The following is a 26,890-nucleotide window of genomic DNA, read 5'->3' as shown; positions in this document are numbered from 1 at the left end:
ACCATCATTCGCATTGGTACTGGCTGAGTGCCCATTCACCGGTCACCGATAGCAGGTCCGATATCTTCCATTCGCCATCGACCTTCTTGAACTTCCACTCAAGGCGGTGCGGGTTGCCGGCGACGACGAAGGCGACGATGACCTTGGCCTGGTCACCATTGATCGCCTCGAGCGTTTTCAGGCTCTTGTCGATCTCGCCCTTGTCATAGTCGGCATTGTCGAGCGCCATGTTGGGGTCCAGGCACTCGCCCTGCCCGGATTTGCGCAGCGCATCGCTCTTGTCGAGCACCGTTTTCGCCGGATCGACGAAATGGCGGCGCTGCGACGGATCGACCTCCAAGCCGACCTGGTCGTAGAATGGCCGCACCACCGCTGTCGGCGAGCCCGGCTGAATTGGGGCGGCAGGTTCGCTCGGCGAGGCAGCCGGTGGTGTTGCCGGCTCGGCGGCTGCGCGAGGTGCAGGCGCTGGCGGCGACCCGTTGGCGTCGGGCGCGGTGGCCGCCGGAGCGTTTGCCGGCGGCGCGCCGAGCAGCCCCTGCGCGGCGGCGCCACCCAAGTCCGCCGCCATCATGCACACGGCCGACAGCGCCAGGAACCAGCGGCGAGCCATCGGATCACTCCGGATCTTGGCCCGCCAGGCATTCGAGCTGGCTCAGCGTCCAGTCGCTGGTCTTCGATGCGATGTCCGATATCCTCCACTTGCCGTCGATCTTCTTCAGCGACCAATGCATTTCGCGTTGTGCATCGTCTCCTTCCGGAAAGAGACTGAAGCTCGCCACCACCTGGGCAGTATCGCCATCCACCATCTCGGATACTTTCAGGGTCTTGGAGACGGTCTTCTGGTCGAAATCCTGCGCATCGAGGCCCGGATCGAAATCGATGCAGGCGACCTGGTCCGGATTCTTCCTCGTTGCCTGATCGTTGAGGTCGAACAGTCTCGTCACCGGTTCGGTGAAGCGATCCCGGTATTTTGCGTCGGCCTCGAACTTGACCTCCGGAACATAGAAGAATTTCACGGCGTCCGACGCCGGACCGGCCAGGGCGACAGCGGGAAAGGCCGTCGAAAGGGCGGCAAGGAGCACTGTCAGTCTCATGCAGAATCTCCGGCTTTTGATGGCTTGGCGCAATCCAGTAGCACGCATCCTGCATATCGGCTTTTTTGCGGCTCATGAAGCCCGAGGGCGGCTCGCCGCCGATGCAGGCCATCCGACAGGCGCGCGTGCCAAGACTGCGATCAGAGACCAAGCGCCACCTTGCGTCCATCATGGATGGCAAAAGCCGCCTGCCTTGAGGCGGTACAATCACCAATCGACGTGTGGGCAATTTTGCGCCTGTCGAGCTCGATGGAAAGCATGTCGGCTGCCATACTCGTCGTGGCGAAGATCAGCGCATCGGCTTCGACGTCCTGCTCGGTTCCGTCGAGCAGGGAAGCGACCCTGGCGGCCTTCCCGTCCCAATGAACGATGGCGCTCTCGGTCAAAAACCGCACCCGCAGCCTGGCGAGTGCGCGGCGCAGCGGCGCGTCGACTGCCATTCGCTGAAGCTCTTTGCCAACCAGGGCGTCAGGTGTCACAAGCGTCACATTGTGACCGTCCTCGGCGAGTTTCCAGGCGGTGCCGCACCCTTTCCAATTGCCGCCATCGTCGAGCAAGATAACATTTTTGCCTGGTCTCGCCTCACGGGCCATCACGGCTTCGGCCGAGAGAACCAGCCCGCCGCCCGGGATGCTTTCCCACTGCGGCAATGCCCGTTGGAAAGCGCCGTCTGACGGCATCGAGCCGGTTGCGATGATGACGTGGTCCGCGCCTTCGCGCTCGACATCCTCCGCCTCGACATATTGTCCGTACCGGACGTCGACCTGAAGCTGGCTGAGCTGGCGCTGGTACCAGTCGATCAGATCCAGAATCTGGGCGCGGCGCGGTTGCAGCCCCGCAAGGCGGAACTGCCCCCCAAGACGGTCGGAAGCCTCGGCCAGCGTGACACGATGACCGCGTTCGGCTGCTACACGCGCCGCTTCGAGGCCGGCGGGACCGCCGCCGACGACCAGTACGCGCTTGGGTTGGCTAGCCGGGGCGAAGCGATCTCCGCCCCATTCCCATTCCCGCCCCGCCGAGGGATTGATGACGCAGCTGATCCAGTAGTCGCGGCTGCGTCGGCCCCAGCACATCTGGTTGCAGGACAGGCACCCGCGAATGTCTTCCGGCCGTCCGGCGGCGGCCTTTGCGGCCAGGTGCGGATCGGCGATCTGCCCCCGCACGATGGAAACCAGATCAGCGTGGCCTTCGCTCAGCACACTTTCGGCATTCTGCGGCGTACGGATGTGACTCTCGGCGGTGACCAACGCGTGGCGCACGGTGGATTTGAGCACGGACGCCAGGTCGGCGCCGAGCTTTTCCGGATAAACAAAGGTCGGGATGATCTTGTAGAAATCGAAGTAGGAGCCCGTTCCACAAGTCACATAATCCATCAAAGAATCGCGGTCATGGAGGTCGATTATCTCGGCCAATGCTTCGCGCTTCAGCGCCACTTCGACTTCCGGTTCGTCGTTGACCGCAAGGCCGATGATGAAATCATCGCCGCATTCCCGGCGAATTCTGCTCATCACCTCACGGCTCATCCGGGTGCGATTTTGAAGGCTGCCGCCCCACCGGTCGTCGCGGCGATTCGACCAGGGCGTCCAGAACTGGTCCAGCATCGAATGATACGCCGCCCAGACCTCGACGCCGTCGAAACCGGCCTCGCGGCAACGGCGCGCCGCCTGCACGAAACCGTCGATCGTTTCTTCGATCTCGGCTCCGGACATTCGATGCGAACCGTCAGAGTCGTGATAACTCGGCAGTCCGGAAGGAGACCAGCCCGCATGGAACGAGTTGTCCGCGTCCGCGTGCTGACCGACATGATAGAGCTGCTGGATGGCGACGGCGCCGTTGCCGCGGATCGCTTCCGTCACTTTGCGGAAATGGGGGATCACGCTGTCGTCGGAAGGACGGAAGTTGCCGCGGGTAAGAATCGCGGCCCGGTGCACCGGCATCGGCTCGACGACGATCATGCCCGCGCCGCCGATAGCGCGTTCGGCATAATAGCCGACATGCCGTTCTGTCGGCAGTCCCTCTACCGCCATGTTCGCGGTATGGGCTCCGAACACGATCCTGTTGCGTAAGGTCTTGCCGCGCAGAGCAATCGGCGTGAACAACCGGTTGAAGACCTGCCCAGACATGTACCGCTCCTCAAAAGCCTTAGCGGCAGCACCCGAGCGCCAGCGCCCGCGGCCAAAATCGATTTTTGCCGGACAGCCGGCACCTGAAAGGGGTGCCGGCATTCGCCAACCATTGCAGCTAGGCGTCCAGCCAGACGTTCTGGAGGTCCATTTCGAAGGTCTGGTGGACGCCGTAGTTCTTCACCTTCTTGCTCGTATGACTGTAGAGCTTCTGCCAAAACGGCTGGATGATGACGCCGGAATCCTGCAGGATCTGCTCGACATCCTTCATCACCTCCTTGCGCTTGGCGACGTCGATCAGCGATAGCGCCTGCTTGAGCTTGGCGTCGAAATCGGGATTCGAATACGCCGATTCATTCCAGGCCTCGCCGGTGCGATAGCCGAGCGCCAGCACCTGGACGCCGAGCGGGCGCATGTACCAGATCGTCATCGAATAGGGATATTTCGTCCAGTCGTTCCAGAACGTCGAGCCCGGCAGCACCGTCCGTTTCACCTTGATTCCGGCCTCGCGCAACTGGCCCGCGATGGCATCGCCGGTGTTCTTCTGCCAATCGTCCTCGATGGTGATCAGCTCATGCTCGAAGTCGGCCTGACCCGCCTCCGCCATCAGCTTCTTGGCGCCAGCGGCATCACGCTCCTTCTTGGGCAGCGGGTAATATTCCGGATGGATGGGGCTGACATGGTGGTTTTCGCCGACCGTGCCGCGACCGCTGTAGCCAAGCTGCAGCACCGCGTTGTTGTCGACCGCCATCTGGAGCGCGTTGCGAACACGCTTGTCGTCGTAGGGTTTGTGCGTGACGTTGGTGCGCGCAACCAGGGTGGTCGCGGTCGCCACCTCCGATTTCTCCAGCCCCATCTTGTCGAGGATGTCGATAAAATCGGCGGGCGACTCGAAATTGAGGTCGATTTCGCCGGAATCGAAGGCATTCACCGTGGCGTTGAAGTCGGTGCCGTAGTCGATGAATTCGACGCCGTCGAGCGGAGCTTCGCCGCCCCACCATTTGCCGTTCTCGCGGCGCTTGACGACAGCCTTCTGGCCAACATCGTAAGAGACCAGCTCGAAGGGTCCGGTGCCGATCGGCTTCTTGATCGGATCGGCGCCATCGGCATCGAAATTGCGGTGGACGACGAGCGCCGGATAGTCGGTGAAGTTCGGGATCAGCGAAATGTCGGGCTCGGAGAGCTTCAGCTTGACCGTGTTGTCGTCGATCTTGGTGATCGCGCCGTCCCTTGCCTTGCCGGTCTTGGCGTCGATCAGCGCGCCGACACGCGCGGCCATGGAGTTGCCGGCGACGCCCTTCTCGCACCAGCGCGTCACATTGTGCACCACATCATCGGCGTTGAAGGTATCGCCATTGTTCCAGGTAACGCCCTTGCGCACATGCAGCGTATATTCGGTGGCGTCGTCGTTGATGTCCCAGCTTTCGAGCAACACCGGCTCGAAGGTGAACTCCCTAGTATAGCGCACAAGCGGCTCCAGCCAGGTGCGCGAGATGTTGGCAAGCTCAACCCAGTCGTAGGTGCGCGGATCCTTCTGCGCCTTGACCGACATCGAGACACGCAGCGTTCCGCCCTTCTTCGGCTCCTCGGCCAAGGCGTCCGTCGGCGCGGCAAGGCCGATCATGCCATAGGCCAGAGCCGTCGATGCCCCGAAGGCGCTTGCCAGCGCCAGGAATTCGCGTCGGTCGATCCGACCCGCACGCGCCTCCTTTGCCATCGCCTCTATGGCGCTTGGAACACGATCACCATTGCTTTTGAAAAGCGTCATTTTTTTCCTCCCTTGTGGTTCCCGTCAGATCTTCGTCCTGTCAGCTAACGCTGTCCGGCAGTTTCTCCTCGCGCAGCGCGATAAAATCCCTGAGACCGTCTGCGATGCCCTCATCGAGCTTCGGCTCCTCATAATCGGCCAGCATGTTGCGCGCTTTCTCGCGGCCGCGCGTGTCATGGTCCTTCGCCCCTTCGGCCTTCCACTGTTCGTAGGAGTTGAAATCCATGATGCTGGGCATGAAGAAGGCTCGCTCGAAATGCTCGAGCGTGTGCTGTGTGCCGAGGAAATGGCCCTGCGGCCCCACCTCGCGGATGGCGGCCATCGCTTCCTTGAAATCGTCGAACGGCAGCCCGCCGGCATATTTGTACCAGCCGACGAGCTGTTCGCAGTCGGTCGCGAATTTCGAATAGCCGCAGGTGAGACCCGCCTCGAGCCATCCGGCCGAGTGCCAGATGTAGTTGGCGCCGGCAAGGATGGCGGCATGCATAAGCATGTTCGCCTCGTAGCCGGCCTGGGCATCGTTCAGCTTCGAGCCGACATGGAAGCCGGACGTGCGCCACGGCAGCCCGTATTTCCGCGCCAGCGCGCCCATTAGATACATCATCTGCGCGGCCTCCGGCGTGCCGCCCATCGGAGCGCCGGTCTTCATGTCGACCGTGACCATGAACTGGCCGTAGAGTTGAGGCGAGCCGGGACGCAGGAGCTGGGTGAACGCTACACCGGCAAGCGCCTCGGCATTGACCTGCGCCACCGCGCCCACGGCCGAGGCCGAGGTCGAGGCGCCGCAGAGCGCGAAGGGCGCCAGGATCAGCGGCTGATTGTGACGGGCATAGACCTTCATCGCATCCAGCATGGTGGCATCCCATACCAGCGGTGAATTGCAGTTGGTGATCGACACCAGCACAGGGTTGTCGCGCACGTAATCCTCACCGAACACGATGCCCGCCATCGTCATCGTGTCTTCCGCCCGATCCTTCGACGTCACGATGCCCATGAACGGCTTGTCGGAATGCTTCAGCGCCGAATGGATGATGTGGAGGTGACGCTTGGGCACCGCTATTTCCATCGGCTCGCAGATGATCGAGCTCGAGGAGTGCAGGGCCGGCGCCATGTAGGCGAGCTTGTGGAAATTATTGAGGTCGGCGAGCGTGCCGTAGCGCCTGACATTGTCGAGGTCACGCACATAAGGCGCGCCATACATCGGCACGAAGATGGAATTCTTTCCGCCCACGCGCACCGTACGCTCAGGGTTGCGCGCGTTGAGCGTGAACTCCGACGGCACCTTCGAGACGAGCTCCATCAGCAAGGCGCGGTCGATCCGCACTCTTGTCTCGGAGACGTCCGCGCCGGCGGCCTTCCACATTTCGATGGCCTCATCGTCGCGGAACTCGCATCCGACGTCCTCCAGGATGGCGAGCGATTCCTGGTGTATGAGTTCCACTGCCTCGTCCGGCACCATCTGATAGACGGGGATTTGGCGGACCAGTGTCGGAAACGACGTTACCGGAGCTCCCCGCAGCGCCTTGCGCCCCAGGCGGCCGCCGGCTCGACGATTGGCGTGTTCGGTCACAGCGGCCGGTGCGTTCATGGCAACTCCATTCCTCTTATACCTCGCAGCCTAGACGCACAAAACAGGAATGTGACGCTGGAAAATCCTGATCTCTTGTATAAGCTCTGCTTATGCGAAACCTGCGCCACCTCCTTCCCTCGGCCGGCAGCCTGATCGTCTTCGAGGCGGCGGGCCGCCTGTCGAGCTTCACCGCCGCCGGGCGAGAGCTCGGCATGACCCAGGCCGCCGTTTCCTACGCGGTGCGCGGGCTGGAGGAACAGCTCGGCGCCAAGCTGTTCCAGCGCCGTCACCGGCAGGTCAGCCTGACGGAGGCCGGCGAGCGTTTCCACGCCGACGTCTCGCTGGGCCTGTCCCACATCCGCAAGTCGGCGGAGGATCTGCGCCTGCAGGCGACCGGCGGCCACGTGACGCTTGCCGCCTCAACTGCCTTCGGTTCCTTCTGGATGATGCCGCGGCTGCAGCAGTTCCGCGACGAACTGCCGGGCATTGATCTGCGCATCCAGACCGCCGACCGCGACCTCGACATCATCGCAGAGGGAATCCCGCTTGCCGTGCGCGGCGGCGAACCGAGGGACTGGCAGGACTATCATTCGCTGCCGCTTGCCGACGAAGAGATCTTTCCCGTCGCCGGCACCAGCTACGCGGCGAAGTTCGGCCTGCCCAAATCGGTCGCGGAACTGGCCACGCACCGTCTCATCCATCTTGAGGAGCCCTATCGGGAGGCGGCGAGCTGGAATGAGTGGTTCGAATCGGCCGGCGCCCGTCTCGGCGATACCGCGCGCGGCCTGCGCATCAACGACTACGGGCTGGTAATCCAGGGCGTCATGGAAGGGCAAGGCATCGCGCTCGGCTGGCGCCACCTTGCCGAGCGGATGCTGGCGACGGGACTGCTGGTGCCGGTGACGGACCATGTGCTCAGGACCGGCAAGGCGTTCTATGTCATCTGGCCGAGGAACCGGGAGCTTAGCGAGAATGCCCGCAAGGTACGGGATTGGCTGGCAGCGCAAGCGTGAGGTCGTTCACTGTTTTCACCGTACTTCACCCTCGCCCGCTCGGCACGAATCCGCCTATACTGTCATCATGCCCATACGCCAGCTTTCCGAAACGATGATCAACCAGATCGCCGCCGGCGAAGTCATCGAGCGTCCGGCAAGCGTGGTGAAGGAACTGGTCGAGAACGCGCTTGATGCCGGTGCAGGAAAAGTCGAGGTCGTCACGTCAGGCGGCGGGTTGAACCTGATCCGTGTCACCGATGACGGCTTCGGCATCCCCGAACAGGAGCTTTCGCTGGCAGCCGCACGCCATTGCACCTCCAAGCTTGCCGAAGACATCCACGACATCCGCTCGCTCGGTTTTCGCGGCGAGGCGCTGCCGTCGATCGGCTCGGTGTCGCGGCTGTCGATCCGCTCGCGCACGGCGGCAAGCGACAGCGCCGCCGAGATCGGCATCGAGGGCGGCAGGATCTCGCCCGTCAGGCCGGCGGCGGCCAATCGCGGCACCACAGTGGAGGTGCGCGACCTTTTCTTCGCCACCCCGGCAAGGCTGAAATTCATGAAAGGCGAGCGCGCCGAAAGCTCGGCGACCAGCGACGTGGTCAAGCGCATCGCGATCGCCTTTCCGACCGTTCGCTTCACGCTCAGCGGTTCCGACCGCTCGACGCTTGAATTGCCGGCGACCGATGACAGCGCGGACGGACGCCTGCGCCGCATCGCCCAGGTGATGGGGGCCGAGTTTCCCGACAATTCCATTGCCATCGATGCGATGCGCGAAGGCGTGCATCTGACCGGCCATGTATCGATCCCGTCCTTCACCCGCGCAAACGCGCTGCAGCAATATGCCTATGTCAATGGCCGGCCAGTGCGCGACAAGCTGATCGCCGGCGCTATCAGAGGCGCCTTCGCCGACGTCCTGCCACGCGACCGCCATGCGGTCACGGTGCTTTTCCTGACACTCGACCCGGCGATCGTCGACGTCAATGTCCACCCAGCCAAGGCCGATGTCCGCTTCCGCGACCCCGGCCTGGTGCGCGGGCTGATCGTCGGCGCCATCCGTCAGGCGCTTGGCGAAGCCGGCATCCGCGCCGCCACTTCCGGTGCCGCCGGCATGATGGCGGCGTTCCGGCCGGGAGCGGCGTCATACGCCCATGGCGGCCCGGCCAATGGTCACCGCAGCTACGAAGCGGCCTACCGCGCCTCGGGCTCTGCCGGTTTCGACCGCGCACGCTCGCCGCAACGGCCACTCGACATGGAGTTCCAGGGTTCAGGATTCGAGCGAAACGGCGGGTTCGGCGAAAACGAGCAGGCGGCGTTCGATGCCGGCCCGATCGCCAGCGCCGACGCCCGGGCGGGACAGGGCGAAGCGGCGGAGACGCTGCTTGGCACGGTGCTCGGTGCGGCACGGGCGCAGGTGCATGAGAACTACATCGTCGCCCAGACCAGGGACTCACTTGTCATCGTCGACCAGCATGCCGCGCATGAGCGGCTGGTCTACGAGGCGTTGAAGAACGCGCTGCACGCGCGCGCCGTGCCGTCGCAGATGCTGCTTCTGCCGGAGATCGTCGACCTGCCTGAAGAGGATGCCGAACGGCTCGCCACGCATTCCGAAACGCTCGCCCGCTTCGGGCTCGGCATCGAGCGTTTCGGGCCGGGCGCCGTGGCCGTGCGCGAGACACCGTCGATGCTGGGCGAGACCAACGTCCAGCAATTGGTGCGCGACCTCGCCGACGAGATCGCCGACAACGACACCGTCGACACGCTGAAGGAAAGGCTGGACAAAATCGCGGCGACCATGGCCTGCCATGGTTCGGTGCGTTCCGGCCGCCTGCTCAAGGCCGAGGAGATGAACGCGCTGCTGCGCCAGATGGAGGCCACGCCCGGCTCCGGCACCTGCAACCACGGCCGCCCGACCTATATCGAACTCAAGCTGGCGGACATCGAGAGATTGTTCGGGCGGCGATAAAGTGTTGCCCTCCAAGGCCGGATGCCCTCGGTCAGTTCTTTTGCTGAAATTTTCTAGCGGCACGATTGAAGACGTAGTCCATCGTGTGTCCGTTGCCGCCGCCACGAAAATTCACGGAGATGATGTCCTTACGGTGCTCCACCCATTTTTGGACGTTCATGTAGATAGGCGTCATCAGCATGCCCGCATCGCAACCATCGTCATCGAAAGAGATTTGCTGGACGACCTTGCCGCTGGTCTTCTTGATGACCTGCATTTTCGTCATGCAAATCCCTGAACCGGTGTTTGTGTAAAGTCCGGCAAACCGGTCGGCAGCGGTTTCAGCCCAAAAGGGAATTTCGACAGTTCCGTCGAGTTTCGCCTCGCCCGTGTCGTCGAGGCTTGCAACCTTCTTCAGCGTGACCGGAAATTTGTCCGCGCCTTTGCGCCAGGTCCCTGTCGCACCGCTTTCGCCGATGTCGAGGGAAAGCGGGCAATTCGTGGTATCGACTGGTGTCTTCGATCCCATCACCATGATGCGTTCAAATTCCTGGTCGTCCGAAATCGCGCACAGCGAGAGCCTGGTGCCGCTGACCGTGCCGTAGAGCGCGATCGGACTCTGCCCGGCGTCGTAGAAGTAGCTCCCCTCGACCGTTATGCCGCTGCCGAAGCTGTCATATGTCTGAAGCGATAAATGAACGGGATCGGGCCCTATCGACCCTTCGTAGTTCTCCACGTGATACCAGCCGGCGACGGCCTTTTGGCTCAGCAGCAGCAAGCAGAAAAACGCGGCCACGAACGCTCTTCCCATCCCGATCCCCTCCATCAGCGCAAATCAGGATAGCGCGCCTTATGCCCGTATCACAGGGGTTGCCGGTTGAAGCAGCGCGACTTGTGGATTTGAGTCGGAAAACAGCCGCAACTCTCTGATTTATCGTTTCAAATTCACTACGATCACGCCCCCTAGCGCCAGCGCGCCGCCAAGCAGGCCGAGCAGCGTCGGGACTTCGCCCAGCCAGAAGAAGCCGATCAGGGCGGACATGGGAGAGACCAGATAAAGGAAGTTCGAGGCACGCGCCGCAGGCAAGCGCGAAAGCGCCGTCGCCCAGGCGGCATAGGCGATCAGGCTCGGCACGACGCCGAGATAGATGACCGCGCCCAGCCCCGCCATATCGGCGACCGCCGCCTGCGAGAAAGCTGCCGGCAGGAACGGAGCCAGGCAGAGCGCGCCGAGCACCATGTTCGAGGCCGCGATGGTCAGTGGATGGTGGCTGGCGAACAGCGGCTTCTGGACGATGGTGTTGACGGCCGAACAGAGCGCCGATCCCAGCACCAGAAGCGCACCCGTGTCGAAATGCAGGCCCTGTCCGTCGGCCATGGCGATAATGCCGATGCCGCTGAAGGAAATGGCGGTGCCGACCCAGGCCATGGTCGAAAATCGTTCACCGAGCAGCGCCATCGCCATGATGGCGGTGAAGATCGGGCTGACATTGATGATGAAGCCGGCGGCGCCGGCCGAAACCGTCAGTTCGCCAAAATTGAGCATCGCGGTGTAGAGCGCGACGAAAACGGCGCCGCCAAAGGCCAGGCGCCACAACTCGCCTATGCGCGGCAGCGTCGGCCGCCTGACGGCAAGGAAGATCGCCGCAGGTACCGCGGCGATGGCAAAGCGCAGGGCGCCGAGTTCGAGCGGCCCGAACGCGGCGAGACCAGCCCGGATCGCCGGAAAGGCCGAGGCCCAGCCAATCACCGTCAGCGCCACCGCTACGGCCGCGGTGGTGTCCATCCGCTGTGCTGGATTCAACGTGCTCGTCATCGCCCTCATCTCATCGTCCTCCCGTTCTTTCGCCTCTCGATGGGGAGAAAACGCTTTTTCGGACCAATTGACAAACGACCAAATCGAGGGTCAGCTGTGACTATGGATCACAGCTTAGACGACATCTTGCCGCTCGAGACACTGCGCGCCTTCGATGCAGCGGCACGCACGGGGAGTTTTTCGGCAGCCGCGCAGAGGCTCAATCTCACCCATGGCGCTATCAGCCGGCAGATCGCCAAGCTGGAGGGCTGGCTTGGCCTGAAGGTTTTCGAACGCGGGGCGCGCGGCGTGACGCTGACGAACGAAGGCAATCGCCTGCATCTCAGGACCACCGAAGCCTTCGCGTTGATCTCGGTCAATTCGGACCGCTGGGTTGAACCGCGCGGCACCGCAGTGGTGCGGCTGGCCTCGATCCCCTCGGTAAGCGGCCTATGGCTGATGCCACGCATGACGGCGCTTGAGAATGATCCCACCCGCCTGCGCATCGTGCTGGATGTCGATAACCGCCAGGCCGATCTCGCCGATGAAGGCATCGATCTGTCGGTGCGCTGCGGACGCGGCCGCATCCCGGGCCGCGTTTCGATGCAGTTGTTCGAGGAGTATCTGTTTCCGATCGCCTCGCCGAGCCTCGCGCCGGAGATCGGCTGCGGCGACCCGGCCCGGCTGCTCAAATTCCCGCTGATCAACGATTCCGACGCATCCGGCTGGCGCGCATGGTTCGCCGCGCAGGACACGGATTACCGGCCGCGCCCGCAGGACCGACGCTTCGAAGACTACAATCTGGTGCTCGATGCCGCCGCACACGGCCTGGGCATCGCCTTGGCGCGCCCGCCGCTCACCGAACACCAGATACGGTCGGGGCGCGTCGTGGCCGTCGACGATCGTGTTGTGCTCAATCCCGTTTCCTACTGGCTCGATCGTCCCGCCGGAAGGCCCCGCGCCGCTGCCGCCGACCTGTCGCGCCGCATCGCGGCGCAGGCCGGTGTGTCGGCGGAAAAGATCGAACACTTCATCGAAGCCGACACGTAGGTTTCAGAGCAGTTCACCGTTTCACGGAAACGGCGAACCGCTCTATGTCTTCGTTTTGCGCAATTCCATAGGGAAAGCGCTACGCGCTTTTCCCGGGAAAACCGTACACACTTGCTTTAGCGAATGGCCAACCAGACAAATGCAATGAGCGCGGCAACCAGCAGGCCCGTTGCGATGGGGCCGATGCCGACCGCGCCTTGTTCGCGATTCCCCGGTGCGGCTCCCTTTGGCTGGCCGGTCATGCCCCCCGGCACCACATTGTCGGCTGACGCCTTTTGCACGACGGATACCCGCGGCGAGACGAACGCCGGCCACGAGAGCGGCGCGGGCCGGGCAGCGCCGCCGTCTTCGGCTCTTGTGACGGCCACTGGCACGCCGCGCTGAGCCTCGTCGCCTGGCGACGTCTGCTTGCGCGCCGCAATCTCGGAAACGGCCTTTCCGGCGGTGTCCATATCCGGCTCCATCGCCGCCTGATGGGCCCGTACGATCTGCGGTGCGGCCAATTGCTGCGACGTCTCGGCCGACGCGGGCGGCAGGGCCGCCAGCGCTTCCAAGGGCGGTTGCGGGCGCAAGGCCGGCAGCGGCGGTTGCATGGCCATCTTGACCAGCGCTGCCTTGAGCGCATCGGGTTTCGCCGACGGCACCGCCTGCGGCGTCATCGCCTCCTTGAGCAAGGAAGCCAGCCGAGCGGAAGAAATGTCTATCATGTCCCCACCAATGGTACCCTTCGGCTCATCAAATAGGATATCAGCATTGCCTCGAGCTTGTCCCATGCTTGACCTTGCCGGCAATTTGTGGCGATGAACTCGGCATGAAGCTCGGCACCAAAGCATGATGAACCGTTTCGAAGGCCCCGGCGGCAAGGAAGCCCGTATTCGCTATCTCGACGGCGACTTCCAGGTGACGAGCCCGGGCGCGTTCGTGCGCTGCGCGGTGACCGGCGAAAGCATTCCGCTCGACGAGCTGAAGTACTGGAGCGTTGAGAGGCAGGAGCCCTACATCAACGCCGCGGCCTCATTGCGCCGCGAGATCGAGGCGCATCCGGAATTGCGCAAGCGAAGCTGAGCAAATCCCGGAATGCGCAGCCGTTTCTGTCCGCCGTTGCGTAAAAACCAAGAAGCAGAGCGGGTCGGCGATTCCATCGAAGGCTGAACGCCTTAGCCCTTAAGCTTAAGCTTACGCTGGCGCCAGGCATCGAGCGTCTCCTCGATGATACGTTCGGGAACGTGGTCGAGTTCGAAGACCGCGTCGATTTCCAGCACGTCGAGACGATCGAGAAAGTCCTTCGAAGCGCCGTGGCGCAGCCGGGCGGCATCCTTGGCGGTGGTGATGAGGCCGAGCCCTTCGGCGCGCGCGGTGGCCGCCAGTTCAGCAAGCTCATCCTCGGCGTAGAAATGATGATCCGGAAACGGCCGCTTCAAAGCCACCTCGCCGCCGGCCTCCTCTACCGTGTCGAAGAATTTCTCGGGGTGGCCGATGCCGGCGAAGGCAAGATAACGTTTGCCGGCGAGGCGCTCCTTGCCGCTCGGCTCGGTGTGAGCCTCGAAGATCGGCCGGCCGGCGCGCGCCGCCTGGCGCACCACCGCGTCGGCGGCGGTGCCGTCACCCATCTTCAGCAACCCGCTGGTGAAGACCAGCTGATCGACGACCCTGGCCCTGAGCGGTCCGCCCGGGATGACACGGCCGTTGCCAATGCCGTAGCGCGCGTCGACGACGACCAGCGCATAGTCGATATGGATGCGCGCGCTCTGGAAACCGTCATCCATGATCAGGAAATCGCAGCCATGGTTTTCCATGAGCAGCCGTGCTCCGGCAGCGCGGTGCGGCGTCACTGCCACGGGCGCGTGTTCGGCCAGCAGCAGCGGCTCGTCACCGACATGCCTGGCGCTGTCGTGTTTGATGTCGACGACATGCGGCTCGGCGAAGGAGCCCCCATGGCCGCGCGAGAGGAAACCGGGTTTGAGCCGCATGCGCCTGGCGTGTTCGGCCATGGCGATCGCCACCGGCGTCTTGCCCGTTCCGCCGACGGTGAAATTGCCGATGCACAGAACCGGCGCTTCGATCTTCTCGCGCCTGGCCCGCCGCATGCCACGTCCGGCGACAAATGCATAGGCTGCCGACAGCGGCGACAGCGCGAAAACGCGCCAGTCCGGCTCCTCCCACCAGAATGGCGGTGCTTCGGAGGCCATTTTAGCGCCCGTTCGCGCCCTTCAGGCGCGCCTTGACGACCAGTGGCTGGATGTAGGGCTCAAGCGACTTCAGCGTGCGCGCCAGCGCGCCGCGCATCTCATCGACGGTCGCGGCGCCGGCCGCCATCATCTCATGGCGTGCGACTTCGTTGGTGAGCAGGAAGTTGACCGCACCGGCCAGCATGTCGCGGTCGCGCACCAGCTTGGCGCCGCCGCTGTCGAGCAGGCGCTGGTAGGCCTCGCGGAAATTCTGCACGTTGCGTCCGGCAAGGACCGCCGTCTCGAGCATCGCTGGCTCGAGCGGGTTCTGGCCGCCTTCGGAGGTGAGCGAACGGCCGACAAAGGCGATCTCGGTCATCCTGAGATAGAGCCCCATCTCGCCGATCGTATCGCCGAGCAAGATGTCAACGTCGGGCCCGATCCTGTCGGCCTTGCTGCGCCGCGCGACCTTGAGGCCCATGCCGGAAATCTGCTCGGCCAGGGCCCCGGCGCGGTCGGGATGGCGCGGGACGACGATCGTCAGCAGGCCGTGGTGACGCTTGTGCAGCATCGCATGAACCTCGGCGGCAACAACTTCCTCGCCGTCATGGGTCGAGATCGCCGCCCAGGTCGGACGGCCGCCAATCTGCCGCTGCAAGGTGGCCAGCGCCCGTTCGTCGACGGGCGGCGGGTTGGTGTCGACCTTGAGATTGCCGGAAACGGTTACCGGCCGGGCGCCGAGCGCGCGGAAACGCTCGCCGTCGACATCGGACTGGGCAACGACATGGGCAAGGTTCTCGAACAGCGCCTCGGCGATGTTGGGGCGCTTCTTCCAGGACGTGAAAGAGCGGTCGGACAGCCTGCCATTGACCAGAACCTGCGGCACGTGGCGGGCGCCAAGCTCGAGAATCGTCATCGGCCAGATCTCCGATTCGGCGATGATCGCCAGATCCGGCTTCCAGTGGTCGAGGAAACGGCTGACCGCCGGCTTGAGGTCGAGCGGCACATACTGGTGGATGATGCGGTCGCCCAATCTCTCGTCGGCGACCTTGGCCGACGTTACGGTGCCGGTCGTCAGCACGATATTGACGCCGTAGTCGAGTATGCTCTCGACCAGGGGAACGACAGCTATGGTTTCGCCGACGCTCGCGGCGTGGATCCAGATAACAGGCCCATCGGGGCGAGGCCGGCCGGCGACGCCGTAGCGTTCGCGGCGGCGGTTGCGGTCTTCCTTGCCGCGCGAGGTGCGCCAGGCAACATAGGGTCCGACCAGCGGATAGGCGACAGCGCCCGCCAAACGATATGCCGTCAGCATGGTACGCGCCCAGCGACCGCTCATCGCGGGGCATCCACGAGACGGTAGGCCTCGGCGGTCGCGGCATTGAGCGAGGCCGTCACTTCGAGGCGCTTGCGCTCCATCTCGGCGTCATCGGCATTGGCCGGCACGAAAACCGGTGTACCGATGATGATGGACGAGCGGCCGAACGGCAGGTTGATGGTCGTCTTGTCCCAGCTCTTCTCCAGCACCTTGCGGCGGCTGGTGGCAATGGCCGCCGGCAGGATCGGCCGGCCGGAGAGCCGCGCCAGGAGCACGATGCCAAGCCCCGCATCGCGCGGCGTGCCATGGGGGATGTCAGCGATCATGGCGACGTTCTTGCCGGCGACGAGCGACTTTTTCAGGGCGATCAGCGCCTTGGCGCCGCCCTTGTCGAGATGTTTGGCATTATCGCGCCCGCCGGAGCCGCGTACGGCCTCGATGCCGAATCTCTCGATCATCAGGGCGTTGAGTTCGGCATCGGCACTGCGCGACACCATGGCGACGAGCGGCCTGCCCTTGGGGTAGTAGGCCGGCGTCAACAGATGCTGGCCGTGCCAGAGCGCAATGATGCCGGGCTCGAATTGGGCATAGGCACCGCCGGTCAATTTCGCCGATCCGTCGACGACGCGGTTGGTCAGGCGCACCAGCCGAACGAACTGCGCCAGCAGGCCGACGATGATGTTCTTGACGAATCGCGACTGCGCCAGCGGCTTGCGGATCCTGCGCCAGAAAGCCTTGGTGGCGCGGCTGCGGCCCCTGCCCGTCGGCGTAGCCTGGCCGGGCGGCGCTTTCGCCAGATCATTATCCATCGAAGTCAACCGACAGCCTTGTGGTCGGGGTCCAGGAGCCGATGCAGGTGCACGACGAAATAACGCATATGGGCATTGTCCACGCTGGCCTGCGCCTTGGCTTTCCATGCCGTATGGGCGGATTGATAGTCGGGATAGATGCCGACGATGTCGAGCGCGTCAAGATCGCGGAATTCGGTGCCGCCAAGCTTCTTCAGTTCGCCGCCGAACACCAGGTGCAAAAGCTGTTTCTTTCCGTCTTCCGCGGCCATTTCGGTCCTTCACATATTGTGAGTTTGTGACAGGTCTAGACCAAAGCCGCCGACTTTGGAACCTTCGATAATGCTTTCAATCATCCAGTCCGGCAATGACGCCCACGAGCACCGCCAGCAGTTCACCGCTGCCGGCGGCGAGCGCGCCGTGGCGGGTCACCTCGCCGGCATAGAGCGGCGCGCGGCCATGCGGGTCGAGCAACTGGCCGCCCGCCTCGCGCAGGATAAGGTCGGCGGCGGCGATATCCCAGTCGTGCGCGTTCGGCTTTACGAAAGTGGCATCGAGCGTGCCGTTGGCGATCATTGCCAGGCGATAGGCAAGCGAAGGGCTGTAGGGCGCCCGCTTCAGCCGTTCCTGCCAGCCGGCCGGTATCCTGTCGAGCAACTGCTTCAATCCGGAAATTTCGGCCTTGTCGCCGGGCTGGCGCACCGCGATGCGCCTGCCGTTACGGAAGGCGCCCTGACCAGGCAGCGCCCAGTAAGTCTCGTTAAGCGCCGAACACTCGAGCACGCCGGCAAGCGAACGGCCATGCTCCACGACGGCGACGCTGACACACCAGGTGCGCTGGCCTTCCAGGAAGCCGCGGGTGCCGTCGATCGGATCGACGACAAAGGTTCGGCGCGCCGAAAGCCGCACTGGATCGTCGACCGTCTCCTCGGAGAGCCAGCCATAATCCGGTCGCGCCGCAAGCAGGGTCTGGCGCAAATACGCATCGGCGGCGTGATCGGCCTCGCTGACCGGCGACGTGCCGCCTTTCATCCAGACTTGCGGACTGTTGCCGAAGTAGCGCATCGCGATGGCACCCGCCTCGCGGGCAGCATCGCGCAGCAGCGGCAGATCCTCCGTGGCGCCGGTCGTGGTCAGATCATGCTCCGGCAAGGGTCATGCCTTCGATCAGCAGCGTGGGGGCAGCGGTGCCGAAATTGCGATCGAGGTCGCTTGCCGGCACCATGTTGAGGAACATCGTCTTCAGGTTGGAGGCGATCGTGACTTCGGCCACGGGATAGGCAAGCTGGCCGTTGTCGATCCAGAACCCCGAAGCGCCGCGGCTGTATTCGCCGGTCACCATGTCGACACCTTGCCCGAACACCTCGGTGACGTAGAAGCCGGTCTTGAGTGACGCAATCAGTTCTTCTGGCGAGCGCTCACCCGGCTCGATGGCAAGATTGGTCGAAGACGGCGAGACAGAGGAACCGCTGCGCGAACCGCGTCCATTGGTGACGAGACCCAGTTCCCGCGCCGCCGAGGTGGACAGGAACCAGTGGTTGAGCACGCCGTTCTCGACCATGAAAAGCTTGTCGCCTTCGACGCCTTCGCCGTCGAACGGACGCGAGGCCTGGCCGCGCCGCCTCAGCGGCTCGTCGGTGACGGTAATGGCCGATGCAGCCACCTTTTTGCCCATCATGTCGCGCAGGAACGACGTCTTGCGCGCGACGGCAGCGCCGTTGATGGCGCCCGCGAGATGGCCGGCAATGCCGCGCGCCACGCGCGGATCGAACACCACGTCGACCGGTCCGGTCGCGGCCTTGCGCGCGCCGAGCCGGCGCACGGCGCGTTCCCCGGCCTTGCGGCCTATGTCTTCCGGCGCATCCAGGTCGGCAAAATGCTGGCGCGAGGAGAATTCATAATCGCGCTCCATGCCGGTACCCTCGCCGGCGATGACGCTCGTGGAGCGCGAGAAGCGCGAGGCGACATAATGGCCGAGGAAGCCGTGCGAGGTGGCCAATACCAGCCCTCCGAGCCCGGCGCTGGCATTGCTGCCCGCCGAATTGGTCACGCCTTTGACGGCCAGAGCCGCCGCTTCCGCGGCCAGTGCCGCTTCCTTCAACTGGTCGGCCGATACTTCTGTTGCATCGAACAGGTCGAGATCGCGCGTCTGCCTGGCCAGCAGCGCCGGATCCGCGAGGCCCTGGTTGGGATCTTCGGGAGAGACCATGGCCATGGCGACGGCACGTTCGGCAAGCGCCTTCGGGTCGGACGCGGCAGTAGCGGAAACACTTGCCACCCGCTGGCCGACAAAGACACGCAGCGAAACGTCGTCGCCTTCCGAGGCCTCGGTGTTTTCGACCTTGCCCAGCCGCACCGACACACCGGTCGAGCGGCCACGCACCGCGACGGCATCCGCGGCATCGGCGCCAGCTTTTTTGGCAGCCTCGACCAGGGCCGCGACGCGGTCGGTCAATCTTGATGCGTCCGATATATCGCTCATGCGCGTGATCCTGCTGTTGCGGCTGGCCCGAGAGCCGCCGTCCCCCATCTATTGTTCCGGTCCGGCTTGTGCAATGGCACAAGCTTCAATCAAAATGCATCGGTTCAGCCGCCCATCGCGAAGCGCGGCACCGCATCGCCAGCACGGAGCATTTCCAATGACGCCTTTCCATCTTGCCTTCCCGGTCCGTGATCTCGATGAAACACGCGCTTTCTATGGCGAGGTGCTGGGTTGCGCCATCGGCCGCTCTTCGGAGACCTGGGTCGATTTCGACCTGTTCGGCCACCAGATGTCGGCGCATCTGCGGCCACCGGCCGCGCCGGCTGCCAGCGACGGCAAGGTCGACGGCATGGCGGTGCCGATCCCGCATTTCGGCGCCGTGCTTTTGATGGATGACTGGCAGCGGCTTGCCGCGCGGCTGGAAGCACGCGCCGACATAGACTGGCTGGAGCGGCCGATGATCCGCTTCAAGGGAGAGCCCGGCGAACAGGCGACGCTGTTCATCCGCGATCCCTCGGGCAACGCGCTGGAATTCAAGGGCTTTCGTTCGCTGGAGCAGATTTTCGCGCATTGACATGGTGCAAGCCGTGGCGCGCGGACTCAGGACCCGGCAACAGGCGTCCAGATCACATCCTCGATTTTTTGCGCGCCCGTGGCCAGCATCGCCAGCCTGTCGAAGCCGAGCGCGATGCCGCTGGCCTGTGGCATGACCGCGAGTGCCGCGAGAAAATCCTCGTCCAGCGGATAGCGCTCGCCATAGACGCGCTCTTTCTCGTCCATTTCCATGATGAAGCGCCGGCGCTGCTCCTCGGCGTCCGTCAACTCGCCGAAGCCGTTGGCAAGTTCGACGCCGCAGCAATAGAGCTCGAAGCGCTCGGCGACGCGGGGGTCGCGTGGGCTCGGTCGCGCCAGAGCCGCCTCGGCGACCGGGTACTCGCAAAGGATGGTCGCGCGGCCGATACCGAGATTGGGCTCGATCTTCTCCACCATCACCCGGCTGAACAGGTCGGCCCAGCCGTCGTCGGGCGCGGTACGCAGGCCGGCACCGATCAGGGCCTGATGGAGCGAATCGCGGTCGGTGATGCCGTCGGCGCTGACCGTCGCAAGCAGATCGATCCCGGCATGGCGCGCGAAGGCGTCCGCCACCGTCAGCCGCTCCGGCTCCGCGAAAGGATCGCAGTCGCGGCCGCGAAAGCTGAAGCGCGTGGCCCCTGCCCTTGTCGCGGCCAGCGCCAGCAGATCCGCGCAATCCCGCATCAGGCTCTCATAGGCTTCGCCGACCCTGTACCATTCGAGCATGGTGAATTCGGGATGGTGCAAAGGGCCACGCTCGCGGTTGCGATAGACCGGGCCGAAGCTGAAGATCCTGGTCTCGCCGGCAGCGAGCAGCTTCTTGCAGGCGAATTCCGGCGACGTGTGCAGATAGAGCGGCTTGCGCTGCCCGTCCGGCGCGACCGCCTCGGTTGCGAAGGCCGCCAGATGCGCCTCGTTGCCGGGCGATATCTGCAGGGCCGATGCCTGCACCTCGATGAAATCGCGACGGGCGAACCAGTCGCGCAAGGCGGCGGCAAGGCCGTTGCGCAGCATCAGGCGCGAACGGCGATCGGCATGCACATGCGGCGTCCACCAGGGCGAAGCGGCGGTCATGGGCGGTTTGAAGGCGCGCTGGTTCGCGTTGGGGGCTGGCGGTTCGCGCCGAGATGCGCTAGGCCCCCATCCAGCGCCGCGCAAGCCGGCAAACGCCCGTCAACTCTCGCAGGATAAAAAACCGTGGTGAAAGTCATCGCCAGTTCGCTCCGCAAAGGCAATGTCGTCGACAAGGACGGCAAGCTTTATGTGATCCTCTTTGCCGAAAACATCCACCCAGGCAAGGGCACGCCCGTGACGCAGCTCGACATGCGCCGCATCGGCGACGGGGTGAAGGTTTCGGAACGCTACCGCACCACCGAACAGGTGGAGCGCGCCTATGTCGAGGAGCGCGAGCACACCTTCCTCTACGCCGACGGCGAAGGCTATCACTTCATGAACCCCGAGACTTACGACCAGGTGGCGGTGTCGGAAGCCGTCGTCGGCGATGCCGCCCCCTATTTGCAGGAAGGCATGCCGGTTCAGGTCTCGCAGTTCAACGGCATCGCCATCTCCCTGGTGCTGCCGCAGCGGGCCACCTTCGAAGTGGTCGAGACCGAGCCCACGACCAAGGGCCAGACGGCGTCCTCTTCCTACAAGCCCGCCCTGCTCTCCAACGGCGTGCGCACCGCCGTGCCGCCGCATATCGCGCCAGGCACCCGCGTGGTGGTGATGACGGCCGATGGGTCCTATGTGGAGCGCGCGAAGGACTGAGGCGAACTCTTACGTCTACCCGGAAGCCAGCGCCGCCTCACTGTTTGAAACAGTGTTCGCGATGCCATTGCAGGAAGCGAGGATGTGGGCGCTCGACCTGCCGACGGGGTGGAAGCGCGCGGCGGCTCCTGTTTATGAATCCCTGCACACTCTCCAGGTCGTTAACCTGCCTTGATACCAGTATTTCCAGATCATCGGACAGGCTGATCAATCCGCGATCGAACATCCAATGCGCTGTGCCGGATAGCGCGATGCCATTGTTGACGATGTCGGGTCCGTTCTTTTCAACCGGTCGAATGTGGGCGGCAGAAACTTCCGCCCGGCCGCCGCCATTTATCAACTTGAGACCTGAGATCGCGCAACGCTCGTCATAGGCGCGCAAGACAACGCGACGAAAAATGCGATCCCGCACAATTCGCGATCCGATATAGCTTACACGACTACGGCCCTCCTCGAACTGGAATGGAGCCTTTTCGTCCTGAAACCCGGATGAAATGCCGATCTGATCCACACGTGGCAGCAACGGCTCATGGTCGTCAAAGCCCAGATCGATAATGCGATTGAAGTCGCTTGGACTGATTGGTCGGACGGCCGATTGGGCGCGACCAGAAATCCTTCCTTGGTCGTTAAGCAGGCCGCGTTCAACGAGACCATCCGTCCCATTGAAGGGAACAGGAGTGGCCAAATCGAGGTAGGTTCCCGGCTCAATCAGAGCCAGATACATACCAAGCGCTACTGGATCTGGGAGAACCTGCTGGACCTTGGCTACGGCGAAATAGCCACGGGTATCGTCTACTTTGCTAGGTTCGTAGTAGATGATCCAGTCACCGACGCATGCTTCCACACGACGCAGATACTGGCTAGGAAACTGATATCGCTCAGCGGGACTGTCATCGTAGATCGAATCTGACCGGTGAATGAAGACCCCGAATCCCATTATCTTCCTGCAGCTTGGGGGATACCCGTGGAGATGTAGCACCAAAACTCGATCTTGGGAGCTTACTCTACCTTGAGAAACTCCCCTCTCCGATAAACTTCCCCGGATTTTTACAGAGCTGTCGCAAATGGCTCGCGCAGTTCGTCCTTTGGGTGAAGAAGGAGAACGCCAATGAGAAAGCTTATCGTCACCGAATTCATCAGCGTCGATGGCATCGCCGAAGTCGAGAAACTGCCTGGCGTGACCTGGAACGACGAGATGAACAGGTTCAAGGAGGACGAGCTGGCTGACAGCGGCGCCATGCTTTTGGGACGCACAACCTACGAGATTTTCGCCGGCTCGTGGCCGAGCGAAACCGGAGACTTCGCCGACCGGTTCAACGCGCTGCCGAAATACGTCGCGTCCAGCAGTTTGAAGGTGCTCGACTGGAAACCGGCCGAGCTGCTCAGGGGGCCGCTGCCGGAGGCGGTCAGGACACTGAAGCTAGGTAGCGGCGGCAACATCTATGTGCATGGCAGCCTCAGCGTCGCACAGGAACTGTTGCGCCATGGTCTGGTCGACCGCGTCAGGCTGCTGAGCTACCCCGGCACCGTTGGCCAAGGCAAAAAGCTGTTTCCGGCCGGCGATCCGGTGTCGCTTGAGTTGATTTCCGCCAAGCCATTCAGCAATGGGGTGGTGGCGCTGGAGTATGCGCCGGTGCTGGCGAAATCGTAATCGGTTAGAGTGCCCTTCTTCCAGAGAGGACTGGAGGGCGCCTGGCTTTCGGGATCAAAACTATAGCGGTGACGTGAGGCAACGTGTGGACCTCGCGTCACCCGGTCTGCTTTCCCCGTCTTTGCTCGACAGCAGCACTTTCCCTAGCCTCCACAACCCTCTCCACCTCGCGCTTCAGCTGGTCCTTGATATCCGCCGTCTCGGTCATCAGGACCTCGATCTTGAGGAAGTCGAGCACGCGGTATTTGGACACCGCCGGGCGGATCAGGATGTCGGGCTGGCACTGCTTCAGCTTGTTGGCGATGATCGACTGCATCATCAATTGAGTGGCGCCGAACATCAGGTCGACGGAGGTCGGCCGCCTGTGGTCGGCCTCTTCCGGCGCGCCGACCACGTCGACGCCGATGATGATGTCGGCATCATCCTCGATAAGGTCGAAGGGCACGGGGTTGTAGATGCCGCCATCGATCAGCAGCCGGCCGTCGCGCATCACCGGGCGGAACACGGCAGGAATGGCCGCTGACGCCGCGAGCGCCGAATGCAGGTCGCCTTCGGCGAACACGGCCAGCTTGTGGCCGAAATAGTCCGTCGCCGTCACCTTCAGCGGGATTTTCAGCTCGGCGAAGGTTTCGGGAATGGCTTCGGGCAGGAATGCCTTGAGGATGCGTTCGACATTGAACTGGCTGACGCGGATGCCGGCCTGCATGGCCTCGGCGATGGTGCCGGGCCGCGCCCGCCACATGCGGCTCGCCACCTCGGCGCGACGGCCGAGGATCGAGCGGGCATAATCGTGGATGTCCTTGCCGGTCATGCCGGAGGCCATGCCGGCGCCCATGATGGCGCCGATCGACGAGCCGGCGATTGCGACCGGCCTGATGCCCAGTTCGTCCAGCGCCTCGATGACATGGATGTGCGCCAGACCGCGCGCGCCGCCGCCGCCAAAGGCGATGCCGAAGGTGAGGCTCATCCCTTATTGGCTCCGGCCAAGGGCGGTCCGACGACCATGATGGTCGGCTCGGCCGACAAAAGCTTCTTCGCCGCGGCCTTGACCTGGTCGAGTGTCACCGCGTTGATGAGGCCGGTGCGGCGCTGAATGTAATCGACGCCGAGGTCGTCGAGCTGCAGCTCGACCAGGGTCGCGGCGATGGCGCTGGAGGAATCCAGGTTGTTGATGGCGTAGGCGCCGATCATGTATTTCTTGGTCGCCGCCAGTTCCGCGTCGGTCGGGCCGTCCTCGGCAAGCCGCTTGACCACGTCCCGCACGATGCCAAGGGTTTCGGCGGCCCGGTCCGATCGTGTGCCGGTGGTGACGATCAGCGCGTCGGCATGGTCCTGGTTGATCAGCGAGGAATTGACGCTGTAGGCCAGCCCGCGCTTCTCGCGCACCTCCTGGAACAGGCGCGAGGTGAAGGTGCCGCCGCCGAGAATCTCGTTCATCAGAACCGCAGGGAAGAAATCCGCCGCCTTGCGCTTCACGCCAGGCCAGGCAAGCTGAAGCGAGGTCTGCGGCAGGTCGTAGTCGACCTCGATATGCCGCGCCAGATTCGGCTCGACGTCGGCAACCGGCGCGAGCGCCTGGTTCTGCGGCAGCCCGCCGAACACCATGTCCAGTTTCTTCTTCAGCGTTTCCGGGTCGATGGCGCCGACCACCGCGACATGCAGCCCGCTCCGCGCGAAGACCGCCTTGTGCAGCGCCTTCAGATCGTCCCGCGTGATGGCGGCGATGCTCTGCCTGGTGCCCTGATCGGAGCGCGAATAAGGATGATCGCCATAGAGCGCGCGCGCCCATCTGTCCTGCGCGATCGTGTCGGGGTCGTTCTCTCCGGCGATGATGCCGGACAGGATCTGAGCGCCGATGCGATCGATCGGCGCCTGGTCGAAACGCGGCTCGTTGACCGCCAGCCGCAGCAGGTCGAACGCCTCGTCGCGCTGCTCGGCCAACATGCGCATGGAACCGTAGATGCCGTCGCGGGTCTCCTCGAAGCTCATCTCGGCGCCGGCGTCGTCGAGCTTCACCTGGAAGGCGTCGCTGTCCAGAGGGCCTGCGCCTTCGTCGAACAGACCGGTCATCAGATTGGCCAGCCCTTCCTTGCCCGGCGGATCCTGCGTCGAGCCGCCCCCAAAGACGAAACGGATGGCCACCATCGGCACCGAATAGTCTTCGACCAGCCAGGCGGTGACGCCCTTGGGCGAGGTGACCTGCTGGATGTCCATGGCGCGGGCGGCAAGCGCCGGCAGGACCAGGAAGAAGATGGAAAGGAGCAAAGTGACAAGCGCTGCGCGTGCCCTCCCTTCTCCCCGTTTGGGAGACGGGAAAGAGCCGTGTTGCTCGCTCTTCATCATCAATTCCCCGCCTGTTGCTGCGGCAAGAGATAGCCGGTCGTCGACCGGGCCAGCACCAGATAGCGCGCGGCGACGGCCTTGATCTCGCCGGGAGTGATGTTGCGGATGCGCTCCGGCCATTGCTCGATGTCCTGCACATTGCCGCCGGTGGCAAGCTCGGCGCCATAGATATTGGCCATCGAATCCTGTTTGTCGCGGGCGAAAACCATCGAGCGGACATAGCGGTCCTTGGCCTTGTCCAGCTCCTTGACGGTGACGCCTTCCCTGGCGATGCGCACGACCTCCGCGTCGACGGCCGCCTCGACATCGACGAGCCTGGCGTCGCCGCGCGGCGTGCCATAGACGGTGAAGTTGGTGTCGTCCAGCATGGTGCCCTGGAAATAGGCCCCGGCGTTGGAAGCGATGCCTTGCCTGACCACCAGCGCCTGATACAGCCGGCTGCGGTTGCCGCCGCCCAGTATTTCCGCCAGCAGGTCGAGCGCCTCGGCTTCGCCGGGCTTGGCCGTGTGGTAGGACGGCACCACCCATTGGGTGGAGAAATTCGGCACGCTGACGCGGGCGTCGGACAGCGTCACCGTGCGCCTGGTGTTCTGCTCCGGCTCGACCGGGCGGACGCGCGGCGGCAGGTCGGGCCCGCGCGCGATCTTGCCGTAGGTTTTCTCGGCCAGAGCCTTGACCGTGTCGGGCTCGACGTCACCGGCCACGATCAGCATCGCGTTGTTGGGCTGGTAGTATTTGTTGTAGAAGGCGATGGCGTCGGTGCGGTTCAACTGCTCCATCTCCTGCATCCAGCCAATGACCGGAATTCGGTAGGGCTGGTTCTGCCACAGCGTGGCGTCGAGTTCCTCTTCGAGCACCGCCTCGGGACTGTTGTCGATGCGCGAACGGCGCTCCTCCAGGATGACGTCGCGCTCGGTCTTGATGACATCGTCGGTGAGGATGAGGTTGCGCATGCGGTCGGCCTCGAAGCTCATCATCAGCTCGAGCGCCGACGGCGCCACCGTCTCGTGGAAGGCGGTGTAGTCGTAGGAGGTGAAGGCATTGTTGGAGCCGCCTATGTCGGAGACGGCGCGGTCGAACTCGCCGGCGGCGCGATTGGCCGTCGCCTTGAACATCAGATGCTCGAAGAAATGGGCGATGCCGGATTTGCCTGGCGGCTCGTCGGCGCTGCCCACCTTATACCACACCATATGGGTGACGATCGGTGAGCGATGGTCGGGAATGACGACCACTTCCATGCCATTGTCGAGCAGAAAATCCGTTACCTTGAACTCGGCCGGCCGCTTGTCGGCGGCGAAGGTCGCCGGGGCCAGTCCGGCAATGACCAAAGCCAGCGATGTGGCCAAGAGCGTCTTGCGCAGCCATTCAGCCTGAAATGTCATCAATGGCTCCGGTTTCTCATGACGGACGATAGGCGGCGAGCCGATGTTGTGAAAGTGAATTGTTGATTACTGGCATGGCAC

General features: G+C 63.7%; 26 protein-coding genes. 7 read left to right on the top strand and 19 right to left on the bottom strand.

Translation table 11 applies throughout. The annotated features are described in order from the left end of the window. Positions 1 to 4 precede the first annotated feature (4 nt). The 5 genes from FJ867_RS07865 to FJ867_RS07845 form a co-directional block, all read right to left on the bottom strand. A complete protein-coding gene (locus FJ867_RS07865; RefSeq protein WP_140817009.1) occupies positions 5 to 610 on the bottom strand; it encodes a hypothetical protein in 606 nt (201 codons plus the stop codon). Between the two features lie 4 nt (positions 611 to 614). Beyond that, positions 615 to 1,094: a DUF3828 domain-containing protein gene (locus FJ867_RS07860; protein ID WP_140624620.1), complete on the bottom strand. Its 480-nt coding sequence runs from the start codon at positions 1,092 to 1,094 to the stop codon at positions 615 to 617. Positions 1,095 to 1,234: 140 nt separating this feature from the next. Continuing rightward, the gene (locus tag FJ867_RS07855; RefSeq protein ID WP_140650051.1) at positions 1,235 to 3,217 is read right to left on the bottom strand and encodes an FAD-dependent oxidoreductase; all 1,983 of its coding nucleotides are present in this window, start codon (positions 3,215 to 3,217) and stop codon (positions 1,235 to 1,237) included. A gap of 118 nt (positions 3,218 to 3,335) precedes the next feature. After that, positions 3,336 to 4,985 carry an ABC transporter substrate-binding protein gene (locus FJ867_RS07850; RefSeq protein WP_140817007.1) on the bottom strand — a complete coding sequence of 550 codons (1,650 nt, stop codon included), beginning with the start codon at positions 4,983 to 4,985 and terminating at the stop codon, positions 3,336 to 3,338. A 40-nt stretch (positions 4,986 to 5,025) separates the two neighbouring features. Beyond that, positions 5,026 to 6,573 (bottom strand): trimethylamine methyltransferase family protein, encoded by a 1,548-nt coding sequence (locus FJ867_RS07845; protein ID WP_140817005.1) that lies wholly within the window; start codon positions 6,571 to 6,573, stop codon positions 5,026 to 5,028. A gap of 92 nt (positions 6,574 to 6,665) precedes the next feature. Here FJ867_RS07845 and FJ867_RS07840 point away from each other — a divergent pair, with 92 nt between their 5' ends. Together FJ867_RS07840 and mutL are read left to right on the top strand one after the other, a co-directional pair. Continuing rightward, complete coding sequence (locus FJ867_RS07840; RefSeq protein ID WP_140515572.1) at positions 6,666 to 7,568, top strand: LysR substrate-binding domain-containing protein; 903 nt, start codon at positions 6,666 to 6,668, stop codon at positions 7,566 to 7,568. A gap of 67 nt (positions 7,569 to 7,635) precedes the next feature. Further along, on the top strand, positions 7,636 to 9,513 hold the full coding sequence (gene mutL / locus FJ867_RS07835) for a DNA mismatch repair endonuclease MutL (RefSeq protein ID WP_140817003.1): 1,878 nt from the start codon (positions 7,636 to 7,638) through the stop codon (positions 9,511 to 9,513). A 31-nt stretch (positions 9,514 to 9,544) separates the two neighbouring features. Here the strand turns inward: mutL and FJ867_RS07830 are convergent, their stop codons facing one another. Together FJ867_RS07830 and FJ867_RS07825 are read right to left on the bottom strand one after the other, a co-directional pair. After that, a complete protein-coding gene (locus FJ867_RS07830) occupies positions 9,545 to 10,288 on the bottom strand; it encodes a hypothetical protein (protein ID WP_140761687.1) in 744 nt (247 codons plus the stop codon). Positions 10,289 to 10,423: 135 nt separating this feature from the next. Then, positions 10,424 to 11,317: a DMT family transporter gene (locus FJ867_RS07825; protein WP_140656188.1), complete on the bottom strand. Its 894-nt coding sequence runs from the start codon at positions 11,315 to 11,317 to the stop codon at positions 10,424 to 10,426. Between the two features lie 93 nt (positions 11,318 to 11,410). On the opposite strand from FJ867_RS07825, the gene FJ867_RS07820 reads away from it, so the two are divergent. After that, positions 11,411 to 12,337, top strand: a complete 927-nt coding sequence (locus FJ867_RS07820) for a LysR substrate-binding domain-containing protein (RefSeq protein WP_140656191.1) — start codon at positions 11,411 to 11,413, stop codon at positions 12,335 to 12,337. A gap of 116 nt (positions 12,338 to 12,453) precedes the next feature. On the opposite strand, the gene FJ867_RS07815 is transcribed toward FJ867_RS07820, so the two are convergent. After that, a complete protein-coding gene (locus FJ867_RS07815; RefSeq protein WP_246675024.1) occupies positions 12,454 to 12,996 on the bottom strand; it encodes a hypothetical protein in 543 nt (180 codons plus the stop codon). 172 nt (positions 12,997 to 13,168) lie between these two features. Here FJ867_RS07815 and FJ867_RS07810 point away from each other — a divergent pair, with 172 nt between their 5' ends. Next, positions 13,169 to 13,402, top strand: coding sequence for a DUF2093 domain-containing protein (locus FJ867_RS07810; RefSeq protein ID WP_140494196.1), 234 nt, complete (start codon positions 13,169 to 13,171; stop codon positions 13,400 to 13,402). A 92-nt stretch (positions 13,403 to 13,494) separates the two neighbouring features. Here the strand turns inward: FJ867_RS07810 and lpxK are convergent, their stop codons facing one another. The 6 genes from lpxK to FJ867_RS07780 form a co-directional block, all read right to left on the bottom strand. Then, on the bottom strand, positions 13,495 to 14,526 hold the full coding sequence (lpxK, locus tag FJ867_RS07805) for a tetraacyldisaccharide 4'-kinase (RefSeq protein ID WP_140515566.1): 1,032 nt from the start codon (positions 14,524 to 14,526) through the stop codon (positions 13,495 to 13,497). A gap of 1 nt (position 14,527) precedes the next feature. Further along, positions 14,528 to 15,844, bottom strand: coding sequence for a lipid IV(A) 3-deoxy-D-manno-octulosonic acid transferase (waaA, locus tag FJ867_RS07800; protein ID WP_140494199.1), 1,317 nt, complete (start codon positions 15,842 to 15,844; stop codon positions 14,528 to 14,530). Then, complete coding sequence (locus FJ867_RS07795; protein WP_140521674.1) at positions 15,841 to 16,632, bottom strand: lysophospholipid acyltransferase family protein; 792 nt, start codon at positions 16,630 to 16,632, stop codon at positions 15,841 to 15,843. The genes waaA and FJ867_RS07795 overlap by 4 nt, the downstream gene beginning before the upstream one ends. Positions 16,633 to 16,637: 5 nt before the next feature. Then, positions 16,638 to 16,883, bottom strand: a complete 246-nt coding sequence (locus FJ867_RS07790) for a DUF4170 domain-containing protein (protein ID WP_140494203.1) — start codon at positions 16,881 to 16,883, stop codon at positions 16,638 to 16,640. A 76-nt stretch (positions 16,884 to 16,959) separates the two neighbouring features. After that, positions 16,960 to 17,763 (bottom strand): 3'(2'),5'-bisphosphate nucleotidase CysQ, encoded by an 804-nt coding sequence (locus tag FJ867_RS07785; protein ID WP_140728237.1) that lies wholly within the window; start codon positions 17,761 to 17,763, stop codon positions 16,960 to 16,962. Then, positions 17,750 to 19,093 (bottom strand): TldD/PmbA family protein, encoded by a 1,344-nt coding sequence (locus FJ867_RS07780; protein ID WP_140557090.1) that lies wholly within the window; start codon positions 19,091 to 19,093, stop codon positions 17,750 to 17,752. Before FJ867_RS07780 ends, FJ867_RS07785 begins: the two co-directional genes overlap by 14 nt. A gap of 157 nt (positions 19,094 to 19,250) precedes the next feature. On the opposite strand from FJ867_RS07780, the gene FJ867_RS07775 reads away from it, so the two are divergent. Further along, positions 19,251 to 19,667, top strand: a complete 417-nt coding sequence (locus FJ867_RS07775; protein WP_140494209.1) for a VOC family protein — start codon at positions 19,251 to 19,253, stop codon at positions 19,665 to 19,667. Between the two features lie 26 nt (positions 19,668 to 19,693). Here FJ867_RS07775 and epmA read toward each other — a convergent pair whose 3' ends face one another. Further along, positions 19,694 to 20,740, bottom strand: a complete 1,047-nt coding sequence (epmA, locus tag FJ867_RS07770) for an EF-P lysine aminoacylase EpmA (protein WP_140624609.1) — start codon at positions 20,738 to 20,740, stop codon at positions 19,694 to 19,696. A gap of 123 nt (positions 20,741 to 20,863) precedes the next feature. Here epmA and efp point away from each other — a divergent pair, with 123 nt between their 5' ends. After that, positions 20,864 to 21,433, top strand: coding sequence for an elongation factor P (gene efp / locus FJ867_RS07765; protein WP_140494213.1), 570 nt, complete (start codon positions 20,864 to 20,866; stop codon positions 21,431 to 21,433). 37 nt (positions 21,434 to 21,470) lie between these two features. On the opposite strand, the gene FJ867_RS07760 is transcribed toward efp, so the two are convergent. Then, positions 21,471 to 22,370, bottom strand: a complete 900-nt coding sequence (locus FJ867_RS07760) for an HNH endonuclease (protein WP_140624608.1) — start codon at positions 22,368 to 22,370, stop codon at positions 21,471 to 21,473. A gap of 171 nt (positions 22,371 to 22,541) precedes the next feature. On the opposite strand from FJ867_RS07760, the gene FJ867_RS07755 reads away from it, so the two are divergent. Beyond that, on the top strand, positions 22,542 to 23,084 hold the full coding sequence (locus FJ867_RS07755) for a dihydrofolate reductase family protein (RefSeq protein ID WP_140624607.1): 543 nt from the start codon (positions 22,542 to 22,544) through the stop codon (positions 23,082 to 23,084). A 97-nt stretch (positions 23,085 to 23,181) separates the two neighbouring features. On the opposite strand, the gene FJ867_RS07750 is transcribed toward FJ867_RS07755, so the two are convergent. Genes FJ867_RS07750 through FJ867_RS07740 form a run of 3 tightly spaced genes read right to left on the bottom strand, consistent with a single transcriptional unit; the run spans position 23,182 to position 26,809 of the window. Beyond that, complete coding sequence (locus FJ867_RS07750) at positions 23,182 to 24,051, bottom strand: patatin-like phospholipase family protein (RefSeq protein WP_140494217.1); 870 nt, start codon at positions 24,049 to 24,051, stop codon at positions 23,182 to 23,184. Further along, a complete protein-coding gene (locus FJ867_RS07745) occupies positions 24,048 to 25,424 on the bottom strand; it encodes a pitrilysin family protein (RefSeq protein WP_181167395.1) in 1,377 nt (458 codons plus the stop codon). The genes FJ867_RS07750 and FJ867_RS07745 overlap by 4 nt, the downstream gene beginning before the upstream one ends. A gap of 2 nt (positions 25,425 to 25,426) precedes the next feature. Then, entirely contained in the window at positions 25,427 to 26,809 is a 1,383-nt protein-coding gene (locus tag FJ867_RS07740; protein WP_140817001.1) for a pitrilysin family protein, read from the bottom strand. Positions 26,810 to 26,890: the final 81 nt, after the last annotated feature.

The organism is Mesorhizobium sp. B2-5-3, from assembly GCF_006441005.1.
Taxonomy (GTDB): Bacteria; Pseudomonadota; Alphaproteobacteria; order Rhizobiales; family Rhizobiaceae; genus Mesorhizobium.
The sequence above is the reverse complement of the archived record's forward strand: the minus strand, read 5'-3'. Positions and strand labels throughout refer to the sequence as shown.